Source organism: Vibrio sp. GLN_1 (assembly GCF_043106015.1).
Classification (GTDB): Bacteria; Pseudomonadota; Gammaproteobacteria; order Enterobacterales; family Vibrionaceae; genus Vibrio; species Vibrio parahaemolyticus.
The window spans coordinates 200,072-214,957 of record NZ_JBICMD010000007.1 but is presented as its reverse complement, the minus strand read 5'-3'; the positions used below and the strand labels follow the sequence as shown (position 1 = coordinate 214,957).

The following is a 14,886-nucleotide window of genomic DNA, read 5'->3' as shown; positions in this document are numbered from 1 at the left end:
GAAAAAGACGGCTTAATAGCCGTCTTTTTTATGCGCTTTTGCGCGCGAGTCGCTTTTCAGTGTTGGCGCTGTTGTCTTTCGCCGTTGCGCTTTCTTGCACTTTGCCTTTCAGGCTGACCACTTCTTTTTCTGGCAATTCTGCTGCTTCACCGAAGAACTTACCGCCCGGTTCAATGCTCAGATTGTTGCTCCAGATTTTACCACTGACACGGCCTTTAGTGAGTACTTGAATGTGCTCTGCGTGACAGTTTCCGTCCAGAATACCATTGATGATCAGCTGCTTGGCATACACATCGCCAGTGACTCTACCGCTTTCTGCAACGACTAACGTGCCTTCGACATTCAGTTGACCATCGACGATGCCGTCAATCTGGACGTCGTTTTCTACTTTGAGTTCTCCGCTAACAGTACAGCCTTTGGCGATGAGAGTTGAAGCTGCTGAGCTACTCGTTGTTCCACGGTTTTTATCAAAGATTCCCATCGTATTTTTCGCTCCTTAGTAAAGATATCTTCAAAATTATTAAGGCTCCAATCAACAAACGGTTTTGGGTTCAATGCTCGTCCGACAAAGCGCACTTCGTAGTGCAGATGTGGGCCAGAAGAGAGCCCACTGTTGCCAGAAATCCCAATCAAATCGCCTTTTCTTACGAATTGGCCGCTTTGCACTTTGAATTTCTTTAAGTGCGAGTAAGAACTGGTAAAACCGAAAGAGTGCTGTAGCCTCAGAAAGTTGCCAGAGCCGGTATTGCTGCGACGAGTGACTTCCACCACGCCATCGGCAGGGGCATAAATTTTTGTTCCGATGTTCACCGCGAAATCTAATCCGCGGTGCATTTTCGCTACCTTGGTGACGGGATGAATACGTTTGCCAAAACCGGATGAAAGTCGAACTTTACCTACTGGCGAACCGTTTGGAATTTGATTGAGCATCAGCGTTCGTACATTCGAAGTGATCGCTGCTGAATCCAGTCGAGTATCCAAATCTTCATTGGTGGCGTGATTATCCACGCCAAGCACTTTTTCTAGCTCGCCTAAGCGCTCGGAAACCAACTGAACCCGCTCCTCTCGCTCAGAAAGGTCGTTTTCTAGTTCAGACTTCAACGCCTTTAATGTACTGAGCTCTTCGCCCATGCTGCGTGAGTGCTCGGTGAGCTGCGCTTGTTTCATCGCTGCGCTATCGACCCGCGCGTAAAGATGGTTTATGAGAATGGCGGTAGCTGCCAAAGTCAGTACAAATAGCCCTAAAAAGGTTTTTAGGTTGCGTTGCATCCGTTTACTGAAATACCAATGCTTGGAGCCATTGATGGTTGATATCGAGATCGTCAGTTGGTCTTTCATCATGTCGTAATGATCGTATTCTGGTATAAGCCTCGTCACTGAGTGAGCTCGACTGTAAGGAAAACCACAGGGGACTGCCAGAGGCAAATTGGAAAGAAGTGTCAGGTCGTGAGCCGTTTTCCGATATTTGATAAAAGACTCAGTGTGGATTTAATGTTGGGTTAATTTTGGTCGGTGTTGCATGTTTGGCACTTTAGAGTGACGAAATTACCAATAGTATGAATGTGCAATTCAACATACTTCACGGTTTATCCTATAAATTGCGGATATTTTAAGAAATTAATATTCATTAAATTGATAACTGGCGACGGATCTTTATGATGACGGTTGATATGCCGATAGAGCACTCATTAGCCAGTGTTTGGCGGTGTAGGAGAACTGTAATTCGTCTCTACAGAACTCGATTTATTAAGGCTTAAAACTCGAATGCAAAACGCATTTACGAACCGATATAACTAACAACGGAGTTGGTCGTGAAAAAACTATTATTGGCTACAGCAGTGGTCGCAGCAGCGGGGGCCGCTGGGTACTTGTACCAAAATAACCTTCCTCAGAGCGGTTCAAGCTCACTATTGGCGCAAATCCCAGCCGATTCGCTCGTAGTTACTTTCCAAACAGAACCTTTCAAACACTACGAATATGTGAACGCGTTTGGCTCTGCCAATCAAATGACCATGTCTGATATGTTTGTTGGTGAGCAGCTGTCACCAAAAGAGCAGTTTGCGATCGATCTGTTTGACGGATACTTAAAAAGTGCTGCGTCGCCAGAAACTTTGAAAGCGTACTTAGGTACAGGCGATGAGATCAACCCAGTGCTTTACACGCTCGGTATGGTGCCAGTTTACAAACTGCCAATCGAGAATCCAGAGGCGCTTTGGAAAACGTTGGATCACGAAGAGCAAATGAGCGGCGTGACACACGAAAAAGTGAAGCTGGGTACGGTGGAGTACCGTCGTTATGAAATGACGGATGCAGTAGATCCGCAGGATGGCATTGGCTTAGTTGTGGCGGTTATCGACAACGTGCTAACCGTGACGGTGGATATCGCGGAGTTGGGTGATCTTAACCCGTTGAAAATGGCGCTGGGTCTTGAGTCTCCAACCCAATCATTAGCGGATAGCGGTCGTGCTGAAGCCATCCAAACTCAGTATGGTAAAAACAACAACTCTTTTGGCTACATCGACCATCGTGAAATCATCAAAGGTTTAACCACTGTTGATGGCAACATGTTTGCTCGTCAATTAACTCGTCTTAATGTCGATCCAAACATTACGGAAATGCGCACACCAGTTTGTCATAACGAGTTTACGCAAATTGCAGAAAACTGGCCTCAATCGGTGGCGTTTGCGGAGTACAAGCTAAACGGTGAGCAAGCGTCAATCAAAGGCGGCTTTGTTGTTGAGTCGAAGAATAAAGTGATCGTCGATGCGCTTAAATCGATTCGTGGTGTGTTAACCGAGTCTAACAGCGATAAGAGCTTCTTTAGCTTGGCGCTAGGCATCGACATCAATACGCTTGCGCCATCGATTGGTCAAATTTGGACAGAGATAACTCAGCCACAATACCAATGTGCGCTGCTGAGCCAAATGCAAAAAGACATGGGCGGACAAAACCCGGCGGCAGCGGTGAGTATGGGCTCTGGCATGCTGAATGGGTTGAAAGGGTTGAGCATGCAACTGTTCGATCTGAACATCAATCCTGATGCACAGTTTGGCGAAGTGTTTAGCCAAATGGATGGCATGTTTACTCTGTCTGCGAAAGATCCAAACATGTTGATTCAAACTGCGCAAATGCTAGTTCCTGAATTGGCGCAGCTTCAACTGCAACCAGACAACCAACCTGTGAACGTAAGTGACTTGTTAGAGATGCACACTGGCATGAAGATGGACGTGTTTGCACGCTTAAATGGCAGCCACCTAACGCTATACAGCGGTGAGTACGCGGCAGAAGCAAGCAAGGACGTGATGGCTCAAGAGTTGAAGCCAAACGGTTTGTTGAGCTTTAGCATGGACTCAGAGCGTATTCTGGAAGTGTTAGAAAAAGCATCAATGGCGACAGGCCAGCCTCTTCCTGAAGACGTGCTAGTGAGCTTCCAAAACGAGCTAACGGGCGGCATGAAGATGGACGTTACTGACAAAGGCATCGGTTTTGAGTTTGATTACCGCAGCTCGACCAAAAAGGTGAGCGTTGCCCAGCAGTAAACGCAACAAGACTTGAAACCCTACGAAAACGCCCACGGAATGCTGTGGGCGTTTTTCTTTCTTCAATTAAGTCGGTGACATTAGCCGGCTTTCTCTGACGCCTCTCGTTGTTGATGCGCTTCTTCAGTGTTGAACCCACGTAGAATATTGGTCAAGGTGATGGCGGTAAACAGCACTACAACCAACGACAAATGCCACGCTTCACTCAATCCAAGTTGCACCAGCGTCATACTCACCAAGGAAGAGACCACCATTTGACCGCCGCCAGACATGGCTGCCGCCGCGCCCGCTTGCTCTTTGTATGGTTGCATCACAAGTGCTTGTGCACAAGGCAACGCAATGCCATTGCCAAGAATCATCAACAATTGTCCAATCATCAAATACAAGGGTTCTACCGGGCAGAAAAACAGCCACAGTGCAGCACTGATATGCAAAACAGGCGTGCAAAGCAGCATTTTCTTATTTCCGATGACGGGGCGGATGCGGTTACAAATGGTTGTGCCGCCGAGCATACCTAACGCGGGGATCAGTGCCCACATGGCGTATTCGTCCGATGTCATCCCGATTTGGTCTTGCATGATAAAAGGCATCACGGAGACGGTCGTGATCATCAAGCTGAAGTTGAGCCAACTGATGCTCGCAAAGCTCATAAAATATCGAGACGAGAGCAAATCACGATACTGCACCAACATTTTGGCTGGAGAGGGGATTGCAGATCGTCGTGTGATGGTCTCTTTGAATCGAAACGCAATGATGATCCAAGCGAGTGACACGTAACCCAACAATGAAATGAACACCATGCTCCAGCCAAAGTGGAAGTTAATGAACCCACCAATCACAGGAGCAATCAACGGCGTGATGGACGCTGCCATAGCAATGTAAGACATCGCGACGGGAAGCTCATTCCCACTAAACTGGTCGCGAGTAGAAGCACGAGCCAGCACCGCGCAGCAACCCGTCCCCAAGCCTTGCAAAAAGCGGCCTAAGACCATGCCAGTAAACGTATGACTCCAGAAAATGATCATCAGCAAGCCGGACATTGCGATCAGCAAACCAGCGAGTAGCACTTTCTTGCGCCCTAATGCGTCGGACATTGGGCCATAGATGAACTGGGAAGGGCCAAATCCAAGTAGATAAATACTCACGAGGAGCTGCGCTTGATCGAGTGAAACTGAGAAGTCTTTGGCGATCCAAGGTAGGGAAGGCATCACTAAACCCATGCTCAGTTGGCCAACACTGATGATCAAACAGGCCAATAGAATCGTGCGGAAATTGATGGGACGTTTCATGATGATTCACCATCGGCGAATCCGGCATTTTTTCGCGTTCTTAGAGCGCCATCTTCATCAAACTCGCTCAATTTTGCTTTGACTCGTTTAACCGTCGACAAGCTGACATCGCATTGCTCTGCCACGCTCAACAGCGTGTTACCTTCTAATAGTAACGCCGCGATGAGTCGATGTTTTTCCCGGTCAGCAGGGCGGCCACGGAACTTCTGTTTCCACAACTCCGGTTGATCTTTAATGGCTTGCCGGCCTTGCTCTGCCGCAAATAGTCGGTGCTGAATTTGCACCTTTCCATAACCTGATAGCAAAGCGAGTAACGTTTTCGTCTGTTCTGAGTCAGGTTCAAACGTCAATGGTTCACACACGGTTTTTATTGTGACGCCTTTTTCAAGCAAGGCTCGAATGGCGTTGAGAGCCTGACTAAAATCGCGACCAAATGCTGTCAGCCACCACATCACGATGGTATCGCCAGATTGAATCGTATTGCTAAGCTTTTGAAACGCTTCTCTTTCTGAAGGGGGAACGCAGCCACGAATTTTATCTTCAAAATGCAGCGCATCAGGAGCGGCCTCGCGCAACGCAGCAAGGTGCTCACTGTGGGCTTTGTTTTTTGGAGAGTAGCGCGTGTAGATATAAGTCGTCATGACCGCATTCCTCATTGGGTTGGTTCATATACTGTAATGGTCCATAAATATACAAGGGTTCATTAATGCTTACAACACTAAATGAACCATTTGGGCTTTCTTAGAGCATATCCCAATTATCTAGGTGATGAGTTTTATGGCTGATTGGTGTTCAAAGATGTATGTTGGGGTATCTGTCTGCAAGCAATGAAAAAAGCCGATACAGATGTTTGTATCGGCTTTTTGTTTTAGGTGTTGTATTGGCTAGCTTTGCAATTGCTCACCTTGTGGCGAGTTTGGCTTTGGCTGGTAATGCAAAATCACCATCGAGGTCGGTGACAGCAAGACTTCGCCTTCTGCGTGCCCAGGATTGAGGTTGCGCACATTGGTATCACAAATCGTTACCCATTCTTGATTACGCTCGTTTGGCAGCTTAAATCGCGCTGTAGCGTTCGTTTGGTTGATGAGGTAAACCAACTCTTGCCCGTCTTTACCAATGCCTAAGTGAAGCGCTACGGAGCTTAATCGGTTCCAGTCGTCGTGTTCCATTAATCGGCCATCGGTTCGACGCCAGAAAATACGGTTGTTGTTGCGATTTTCGCCGCTGAAAGCACGGATGAAAGGCACCATGTATTGGTGACGGTTTGCGACCATTTGCGCCATCCAAGTTTTGAAGTGCGCTTTGCGCTCCGTCTCGCTCCAGTTGATCCAACTGGTTTTATTGTCTTGGCAGTAGGCGTTATTGTTGCCACCTTGCGAGTGTGACAATACATCGGCGGTCAAAATGTGCGGAATACCAAACGCAAAGAGCAAGCTCGCAATCAGGTTGCGTTTTTGCTTCTCACGCGTGGCGATGATCATGATGTTTTCCGTCTCGCCTTCTACGCCGTAGTTTTCTGAACGGTTGTCACCGTGGCCATCGCGGTTCTCTTCGCCATTGGCTTCGTTATGTTTGTGCTTGTAAGAGACTAAATCTTGCAACGTGAAGCCATCGTGGTAAGTGATGTAATTTACCGTGAGTTTGTATGGCCAGTTGGCGGCGCTGTAGATATCGCGAGAGCCCATAAGGCGAGTGGCGAATTCTTTCAAATAGCCTTGATCACCACGCCAAAAACTGCGGGAAATATCGCGCAGCTTGTCGTTACATTCGTTCCAACCAAATGGGAAGTTACCAACTTGATAGCCATTAGGGCCAATATCCCACGGCTCGGCAATCAATTTGGTTTCACGCAAAATCGGGTCTTGAGCGACGGCTTTGAAAAATGCCGCTTCAGGGTTGTAATCATCCCCTTGACGTCCCAAAGTGGCGGCCAAATCAAAACGGAAACCGTCGATTTTAAATTCGCTAACCCAGTAACGCAGCGTGTCCATAACCAGATTTAATGCTGGTTGATAGGTGAGATCGACCGTGTTGCCACAACCAGTGTAGTTGGCGAAGTGATTGCCGTGCTTAATGTAAAAGCGAGAATCGAGCGCTTTGAGATTAAATACTGTCGCGCCTTCGCCTCCTTCTGCTGTGTGGTTGTAAACCACATCCAGAATCACTTCGATCCCATGCTTGTGCAGCTCACGAATGGTGGTTTTGAGCTCGGTTACCGCGTCTTTTTCTGCGTAACGAGGATCGGGCACCATAAACAAATAAGGGTTGTAACCCCAATAGTTGACTTTACCCATCTCCAATAAATGTGGCTCATGCATGCACGCTGCGATAGGTAGCAATTGCAACGTGTTGATGTTTTGCTGTTTGTAAAACGCCAGCATTTGAGGTGAAGCAAGGCCAAGATACCGCCCTTTGGTGGTTGCACTGACTTCTGGATGTAATTGGGTAAGCCCTTTGACGTGCGTCTCAAACAGCACCATGTCCTCTCTCGGGATACGAGGATGGTCCGTCTCCTGCCAGTCGAAAGTGTCTTCAATCACGACGCATTTCGGCATATCAAAACTTTTGGCTGGAGTATAAGGAGGATGGTAGTGAAGGGCTTTATCTAAAGATTTGGCGTAAGGATCGGAGATGAGTAATGGTTCATCTCTATGTGTGACAACGTAACCATATTTTTGCCCCGGTTTGATATCGGGAATAAAGGTATGACGTATACCCGCATATTCATTGGGTAAGTCATGCAAACTATAGCTGCCATCGCTTGCAAACAATGCCAGCTGGATATCTTTTACACCCGGAGCATGAATAGAGAAGTTACAGCCTTCTTTATTTAACGTTGCGCCTAGGGGGTAGGGGCGAGAGAAAAGTCGTGTCATCGGAGATACTTTATTTATTATTTATTGCTACCTTTAGGAAACTATAAGTTAAAAACTTTGTCTTACTAAGGTCAACCACCTTAAATAGAAAAATATTCGTGTAATTTAATTACTTTAGATGACGACTTCGGGTCAAAAATATGAATTAGCTATCACTTTGTAGCGGCTCAAAACCGAAGAAACTTACTAATTCCTCCCTAGATTGGTGATCTGACTCGAAAAAACACCATGCGGTAATTTCTCTACTCCCTTCTCATCCCCCCTAAATTAGTTTGGGGCGGAGGAAGTCATCCTTGTACCCCTCGGGTAGTCTTATAACTGTTGAAACAAACGGGGATTCGTTCCCATCTTACCTCTCTTTCTTTAGGTGCGTTTTTACTGCCTATATTCACCTGAGGGCGAGCAGGGAAGACAGAATTATAAATACCCTTAATGGAGTTAAGAATGAAAAAAGTAAGTGTAATTGCAGCTGCTGTTGCTGCAACTTTAGCTGCTGGTTCTGCTTTCGCAGTGGACTTCCACGGTTACATGCGTGCTGGCGTTGGCGTGAACGCTGACGGTGGTCAACAACTAACATTCGAAAAGAACAAGGTTGGTCGTCTAGGTAACGAGAGTGATATTTACGGCGAGATTCAACTAGGTAAAGAAGTTTACAACAACAACGGTAAAACGTTCTACGTAGACTCTATGATCGCAATGACTTCTAACGGTTCAAACGACTGGGAAAGTACTTCAACTAACTGTGGTATGGACGGAAGCAACGTGAAATGTGTAGACGATGCACAATTCGCTCTACGTCAGTTTAACGTTCAAGCTAAAGGCCTACTAAACTTTGCTCCAGAAGCGACACTTTGGGCTGGTAAGCGTTACTACCAACGTCATGACATCCATATCTCTGACTTCTACTACTGGAACATCTCTGGCGCGGGCGCTGGTGTTGAAGGTATCGAAGCAGGTCCAGGTAAAGTTTCTTTCGCTTGGGTTCGTAACGACCGTGGCGATATCGTAGATACAGGCAACGACGGCGGCGCAACAAACGTTAACACTCTAGACGTACGTTACGCAGGTCTTCCTCTATGGGACAACGGTTCTCTAGAAATGGGCTTGAACTACGCGATTCTTAACGAAACTGACGCTGCGCCAAACAGCACTAAAGATGCGAAAAACGGCGTAATGTTCACAGCAGAGTTGACTCAAGGTCTAGACTCTGGTTTCAACAAAACTGTATTCCAGTACGGTACTGAAGGCTACTCAAAAACAATGGCGTTCTACGGCGACGGTAGCTGGTACGGTGCAGAAGCTGATAATGGTGCATCTGGTTACCGCCTAATCAACTGGGGTGTAATCGGCATGGGCGACAGCTGGGAAATGGGTCACCAATTAGTATACGGTGTTGGTGAAGACATGTGGGCTGGCCAAGACAAGTGGGAAACAATGTCTGTTGTTGTTCGTCCAATGTACAAATGGGATGACAACCACAAAACTATCTTCGAAGCTGGCTACGCTATCGACGATAACGACGGCGAAGAAAACAAATACGGTAAGCTAACTGTTGCTCAAGCATGGTCTGCTGGCTCTAGCTTCTGGGCTCGTCCTGAAATCCGTGTTTACGCTTCTTACCTAACGGCTGACAAAGAAGACAACTCAAACACATTTGATAACGGTCGTTCAGACGATACGTTCCAATTCGGTGTACAAGCTGAAGCTTGGTGGTAATCATCTAACCACTAAGTCCTAAATTGTCCTAGAATGATACAGCCAGAACCTATCTGGCTGTATTTATTTCAAAAACAATAATGAGTCGAGGTAGACAGTAATGAGAAAATGGCTTGCTCCCGTACTGCTGGGCATGTTGGCTACTGGTTGTGCGTCCGTAGAACAAGTAGAGATGAGTCCAAAAGGTCAGCAACAAGTAATCACTCAATCGGGTGATATTCAATGGGTACCGCTTAATGTGCCTGTGGTTACTGAGTTCGCTTTGACTGATAAAAGCCAAATGCTGTTGGATGGCAACAGTGCTGGCGCAATTGCAGCGTTCGCTCTTCCGGGCAATCGTGGCAGTCTCGATATCAAATTAGAGACATTCGTAAGTAAAGAACTTCAATTTTATGCTCCAAATGTCGCAGTGATGAACTCGGCAGGAGAAACCATTTACCAAGCCGATTTCTCAAAGTTTAAGTACGAACCAGCAAAATTGTTGGACAACGATAAATTCGTACTTGATCTCAATGTGATTCCAGACATGACAGGTAATGATCTTCATGTATTGGTTTACACGACTTCCGCCGATCTAAAAGGAAGTACACAAGTTCTACACCCTGCAAAAGCCTTCGCCATGGCGCGCCATACTCAGCCGCCAGATATTGCAGACCCTCTCGCGAAACATAGCCCATTGGGTCAGTTCCGCTTTTCGGTATCCGCGAATGATATCGTGAATACCAAGATTGTTGCGAAAAACGACAACATTCCTCAAGGTTCGGATCTCACTAGCTACTACCACAGCTCTATTGAAGCGGCAGTCGCAGCGAACGATATTCCGAAAGCACTCACCTTGCTTGATGAAGCAAAAGAGCTAGGTATTGAAGGCGCACAAGAAGTGTTTGTGAAAGCCGTAAATAAAAAATAATCGAATATAAAAGGTCAGCGAAATGCTGGCCTTTTTTCATAGTAAATAAACCAATAAAAATACCCCTACATAGAGTTACCTTATTCACATAATTATTTTTATTGCTTTGTTTTTTATATTGGTTAGATCAATAATTAATGACAGTTCCTAACTTATATTTTTAGCTTAGGAAATAAATAAAACTCTCGAAGTGATTTAAATTCTCAAGCCGACGATATTTAGCGTTCGATATTTCCATTTTAATAACGATTAATATTTATTTTAGTCGTTGAGTTTATTTTGCTTTGTATATACTAAAAAGGAATTACGTGAAATGAACATGATGAAGACCTCTCTTGCTGCTGTCCTGCTTGTTGCCTTAGTAGGTTGTCAATCGACGGCAGAACCTGAAGCGGCCGCAGAGCCAGTTGTTAATATGTCTCAAGACGAAGTGGTTGCTTTCATGAAAGCGTGTGACAACCCAGATAGCACGGCGAAAGGACCAATTTCTAAACCACTATTTGTGGTGGGTACGTTTGCGGATTCCGATTGGAAACACGTGCCTCAGCGTCAATACACTTACAAAGGGAATAACTTCTACCAAGCGGTGGTTCAAGAAAAAGTAGGCTCCTACAAAATGCAGTATGCGACCGAGTTGTGGTTCCCACAATTTACTGCAAAAGGAAATAGAATGAATGTTGGTGAATTAACACCATTAACGTTTGGTGGTTACGGTACTGATACGGTTGTGGATATTAAAGAAGATGGTAAATATGTCTGGAGCCTTCAGTTTGAAGGAAAAGGCAAACCTGTTCATGTCATGGTAAACAAGTGCCAATAATATTCCATTAAGTTATTTAAAATTAGTTTTTATTTATTAGCCCCTACATGGAAAACATGTCGGGGTTAATTTTATTGCTCAAATGTTTGTAGGTTATTTGAGTAAATTAGGGAGAGTAAAATGCGTAATGTTCTACGTAACCATCGCCTGTATCGATCGTTGCTTGCGTTAAGTGTGATGGGTGCTTTATCTGCGTGTAATTCTTCTGGTGGCGACAGTAATAGCAGCACGCCGCTACCGGATACGAGTTATGCTTGCCAAGCCAATGCCATGGCGCAAAGTAACCAACTTCGTACTTATCAAATCATGGTAGAGAGCTTTGTGGATGGTGATGCAAGCATTGGTCACGGTACAGGTTATGGCACCAGCCATCACAATGGTGATTTGCAAGGGGTGATTGATTCACTCGACTACATCCAAGACTTAGGGATGAATGCGATTTGGTTGACGCCAGTTTTTGAGTCAGAAGCGATAGCAGGACAAGATCATTGGGCGGATCGTTTGGACGCCACCGGCTATTTTGCGACAGACTACTTTAAAATCGACCCTAAATTTGGTGACTTAGCGACCGCGAAAACTCTAGTCGAAGAAGCACACAAACGCGGTTTGTACGTATTTTTTGATGGCGTATTTGGCCACCATAAGAATGGTTTGATCAAACCCTCACCTTCCGGCTTGTTACCTTCTGGCTCAAGCAATCCCGTTGATTACCCAGCCAGTCTCGATTTCTACAAAGAGGTGGCGACGTATTGGATCAAAGAACTCAAGATTGACGGCTGGCGTTTAGATCAAGCCTATCAAGTTCCGACAGACGCATGGACACAACTTCGTAAAGCTGTCGATGAAGCCTCACAAAGTGTGACGTACACCAATAGCAAAGGCGATCAAGTGAATCCGTTGGGTTACATGGTGGCAGAGATTTGGAAAGGGGAGTCTGAGATCGCGAATGAGGCGTATGGATCGAACAGCGATCCAGCATTGTGCTCTGCGTTTGACTTCCCTATGCGCTATCGCATCGTTGAAACTTTGGCCGTGAATGAGAGTGGCGTGGGTGGTCGCGGAGTGGATTGGCTAGACAACGGCTACAGCACACACAACCAATATCCAACACATGCGCAGCCGAATTTGATGATCGGCAACCATGATTTAGTGCGCTTTGGTGACTTGTTGCAGCGCGGAAACTTGGCGGATGTGAATGATGCAGAATATTGGTTACGCCATAAAGCCGCGTTTGCTTTCCAAGCTGCGTACACTGGGCCAATCACGTTGTATTACGGCGATGAAATCGGGGATCAAGTGGATGGTTTTGCCGCAAAAGAAGACAACAACACCTGTGCTATTCAAGGTTTGTGCGATGATCACGTTGCGCGCAGCAGTGCAAAAATTGAAGGCGTGACGGCGACGCTTGATGCAAACCAAGCCGATCTCAAAGCTTATGTGACATCGCTGATGACAATGCGCGATGCACATCCCGCTCTTTATCAAGGGTCACGCACGAATTTAGTTGCGAGTAACGGCAGTTATGTGGACTTGAAACAATCTGGTTCAGACAAAGTCTTGTTTGCGCTAAATACCTTAGAGAGCGCGAGAACCGTCATTCTTGCTCAGGAGAGTGTTGGCACAGGTGAGCTGGTGGATTTACTCACGAATGAAAAAATTGCTCCGAGCAATGGTCAATATCAACTTCCGATGTCGCCATTACAAGGGCGATTCTTTGCGGTAACTCCCTAAGGAATCATCCAGCATTGCCGTTCATCGGTTGAGCTGCACAGAACTTTTCTAATACACAAGCCAAGTGTTGTTGCTGACCCCCATAGGTGCACACTTGGCTTTTTTCGCTCTACTTCTCTCCTTTCTTCTCAACTTCTCAATGGTTTTTACCAAAGTGCGGATAACTGGCTACCTCGCGTTTCGCACAGGTATTTTGCTGTTAATCCGTACGATATTTGTGAGATAAGCTGCACATTAAAAAGCAAATTAACACTCGTGCAACGTAAAAGTGTGACTTACGGGTTATTTATGCCTAACTAATATGTTTATCGTGTGTGGGATTTACATAACTAATGGAAAAGTATAATGAAATCCATCACAGCTCCTCTTTGTCTCCTTGCTGCCGTTAGCTCTCCGCTCGCGTATAGCCAAATTCTTAATGGTGACTTTGAACAGTGGAATGGCAATGCACCTACGCAGTGGTCAGTGATTGACGCTGGCATCGCGGTGTCGCCAAGCAACGAACAAATCAAATCGGGCGGCTTGGCTGCTCAAGTCGTCGTGAACACGGGTACCCAGAGCAACACCGACTTTTTGCAAACCATTAATGTGGAGCAAGGGAAAACCTATCCATTCTCAGTCTCGGTGTATCACACTGAAGGGCATGTAAAAGCTCGATTGGTGGCAGACGGTTATCACGGCTACTCCAATCCGCAGCAAACGAATCAGTGGCAAGAACTCACACTCAATTACACCGCGACGACCACGAAAACCATCGATGTGGGATTGCGTTTTTATGATGAAGCGGGCTTTGACGGCTCAGAAGTGGTTTATGTCGATAACTTCCAACCGACCGAGACAAGCACGCAGCCTCCCGTAGAGAGCTGTAGTGATCACCAAGTGATCTTGACTCTCACGACCGACAACTACGGCTCTGAAACGAGTTGGACGCTGAAAAACAGCCAAGCCGAAGTACTGTTCTCTGGTCAGGGTTATGAGTCGGCAACCACCGTTGAAAAAAGCATGTGTTTAGCCGACGGTGACTACCAGTTCACCATTCAAGATGAGTATGGTGACGGCATTTGTTGTGGAAGTGGCGCGGGTTCGTACACGTTGATGGAAGGAGCCAAGACCCTTGCTTCTGGCGCTGAGTTCGCCAAAAGCGAAACCACTGATTTTACGTTAGGTGACACCACCACGACTCCACCAGTGGTTGATGGGTATTATCAAGCCGCGTCTGGCAAGACAGGCTACGCACTCAAAACGGCGTTGTTTAACATCATCAATAATCACTCCAGCCGTGGCTATTCAGCGATTTGGACTTTGGTAAAAGACGCAGATTTGGATAACTACTACGAGAAAGACGGCTCCATTCTTGATATGTATTCAGAGAAGCCTGCGGGCAACGACGCAGTGAGTTTCACGAAAGTAACCGACCAATGCGGTCAATACAGTCAAGAAGGGGATTGCTACAACCGTGAACACTCGTTCCCGAAAAGCTGGTTTGGTGGAAAAGTTGAACCGATGAACTCAGACGGTCACCATTTGTTTGCCACCGATGGTTATGTAAACGCCAAACGTAGCAACTGGCCATTTGGCGAAGTGGGCACCTCGACTTATGTTTCCAGCAATGGTTCTAAGCTAGGTCAAGCGAGCACAGCACTGGGTTATTCAGGCACCGTGTTTGAGCCGATTGATGAGTTTAAAGGCGATTTTGCGCGCGCGTATTTTTACATGGCAACCCGTTACGAGAACGTGATTGGCAATTGGGAGAACAACACGAGCAACTCTGACGCGGTGTTGGATGGCACCAGTACGAACGTATTTGAACCTTGGATGCTAAACATGCTGAAACGTTGGCACAAAAATGATCCTGTTAGCGCGAAAGAAATCCGTCGCAATGACTTGGTGTTTGAGTTCCAAGGAAACCGCAACCCGTTTATCGATCATCCTGAATTTGTTGAGCAAATTTGGGGGAATTAACGCGCAATTGGTTTCAACATTGCGAGTCAATCTCACGGCGAAC

11 protein-coding genes are annotated in these 14,886 nt (G+C 46.3%); 6 read left to right on the top strand and 5 right to left on the bottom strand.

The window, feature by feature from the left end:
• Positions 1-28: 28 nt before the first annotated feature.
• Positions 29-481, bottom strand: a complete 453-nt coding sequence (locus ACF8OV_RS03645; protein WP_017447171.1) for a polymer-forming cytoskeletal protein — start codon at positions 479-481, stop codon at positions 29-31.
• On the bottom strand, positions 385-1,338 hold the full coding sequence (locus ACF8OV_RS03640) for a M23 family metallopeptidase (RefSeq protein ID WP_005455166.1): 954 nt from the start codon (positions 1,336-1,338) through the stop codon (positions 385-387). The genes ACF8OV_RS03645 and ACF8OV_RS03640 overlap by 97 nt, the downstream gene beginning before the upstream one ends.
• Positions 1,339-1,811: 473 nt before the next feature.
• On the opposite strand from ACF8OV_RS03640, the gene ACF8OV_RS03635 reads away from it, so the two are divergent.
• Positions 1,812-3,539 carry a hypothetical protein gene (locus ACF8OV_RS03635; protein ID WP_020838274.1) on the top strand — a complete coding sequence of 576 codons (1,728 nt, stop codon included), beginning with the start codon at positions 1,812-1,814 and terminating at the stop codon, positions 3,537-3,539.
• A gap of 80 nt (positions 3,540-3,619) precedes the next feature.
• Here ACF8OV_RS03635 and ACF8OV_RS03630 read toward each other — a convergent pair whose 3' ends face one another.
• The 3 genes from ACF8OV_RS03630 to glgX form a co-directional block, all read right to left on the bottom strand.
• Positions 3,620-4,828: a multidrug effflux MFS transporter gene (locus ACF8OV_RS03630; protein WP_031411804.1), complete on the bottom strand. Its 1,209-nt coding sequence runs from the start codon at positions 4,826-4,828 to the stop codon at positions 3,620-3,622.
• A complete protein-coding gene (locus ACF8OV_RS03625) occupies positions 4,825-5,469 on the bottom strand; it encodes a recombinase family protein (RefSeq protein ID WP_025634965.1) in 645 nt (214 codons plus the stop codon). The genes ACF8OV_RS03630 and ACF8OV_RS03625 overlap by 4 nt, the downstream gene beginning before the upstream one ends.
• Before the next feature lie 243 nt (positions 5,470-5,712).
• Entirely contained in the window at positions 5,713-7,704 is a 1,992-nt protein-coding gene (glgX, locus tag ACF8OV_RS03620) for a glycogen debranching protein GlgX (protein ID WP_015313663.1), read from the bottom strand.
• A 444-nt stretch (positions 7,705-8,148) separates the two neighbouring features.
• Between glgX and ACF8OV_RS03615 the strand changes: the two genes are divergently transcribed.
• From ACF8OV_RS03615 to ACF8OV_RS03595, 5 genes are all read left to right on the top strand, one after another.
• Positions 8,149-9,420, top strand: a complete 1,272-nt coding sequence (locus ACF8OV_RS03615) for a maltoporin (RefSeq protein ID WP_017447176.1) — start codon at positions 8,149-8,151, stop codon at positions 9,418-9,420.
• Positions 9,421-9,520: 100 nt separating this feature from the next.
• The gene (locus ACF8OV_RS03610; RefSeq protein ID WP_017447177.1) at positions 9,521-10,330 is read left to right on the top strand and encodes a MalM family protein; all 810 of its coding nucleotides are present in this window, start codon (positions 9,521-9,523) and stop codon (positions 10,328-10,330) included.
• 313 nt (positions 10,331-10,643) lie between these two features.
• Positions 10,644-11,150 carry a hypothetical protein gene (locus tag ACF8OV_RS03605; protein WP_025498758.1) on the top strand — a complete coding sequence of 169 codons (507 nt, stop codon included), beginning with the start codon at positions 10,644-10,646 and terminating at the stop codon, positions 11,148-11,150.
• Positions 11,151-11,270: 120 nt separating this feature from the next.
• Positions 11,271-12,881 (top strand): alpha-amylase family glycosyl hydrolase, encoded by a 1,611-nt coding sequence (locus ACF8OV_RS03600; RefSeq protein ID WP_203503548.1) that lies wholly within the window; start codon positions 11,271-11,273, stop codon positions 12,879-12,881.
• A gap of 345 nt (positions 12,882-13,226) precedes the next feature.
• Entirely contained in the window at positions 13,227-14,843 is a 1,617-nt protein-coding gene (locus tag ACF8OV_RS03595; RefSeq protein WP_203503546.1) for an endonuclease, read from the top strand.
• The last annotated feature ends 43 nt before the right edge of the window (positions 14,844-14,886 follow it).

Coding starts and splice junctions, on each gene's coding strand:
- ACF8OV_RS03645 (WP_017447171.1), bottom strand. CDS start 481: ATGGGAATCTTTGATAAAAACCGTGGAACAACGAGTAGCTCAGCAGCT.
- ACF8OV_RS03640 (WP_005455166.1), bottom strand. CDS start 1,338: ATGAAAGACCAACTGACGATCTCGATATCAACCATCAATGGCTCCAAG.
- ACF8OV_RS03630 (WP_031411804.1), bottom strand. CDS start 4,828: ATGAAACGTCCCATCAATTTCCGCACGATTCTATTGGCCTGTTTGATC.
- ACF8OV_RS03625 (WP_025634965.1), bottom strand. CDS start 5,469: ATGACGACTTATATCTACACGCGCTACTCTCCAAAAAACAAAGCCCAC.
- glgX (WP_015313663.1), bottom strand. CDS start 7,704: ATGACACGACTTTTCTCTCGCCCCTACCCCCTAGGCGCAACGTTAAAT.
- ACF8OV_RS03615 (WP_017447176.1), top strand. CDS start 8,149: ATGAAAAAAGTAAGTGTAATTGCAGCTGCTGTTGCTGCAACTTTAGCT.
- ACF8OV_RS03610 (WP_017447177.1), top strand. CDS start 9,521: ATGAGAAAATGGCTTGCTCCCGTACTGCTGGGCATGTTGGCTACTGGT.
- ACF8OV_RS03605 (WP_025498758.1), top strand. CDS start 10,644: ATGAACATGATGAAGACCTCTCTTGCTGCTGTCCTGCTTGTTGCCTTA.
- ACF8OV_RS03600 (WP_203503548.1), top strand. CDS start 11,271: ATGCGTAATGTTCTACGTAACCATCGCCTGTATCGATCGTTGCTTGCG.
- ACF8OV_RS03595 (WP_203503546.1), top strand. CDS start 13,227: ATGAAATCCATCACAGCTCCTCTTTGTCTCCTTGCTGCCGTTAGCTCT.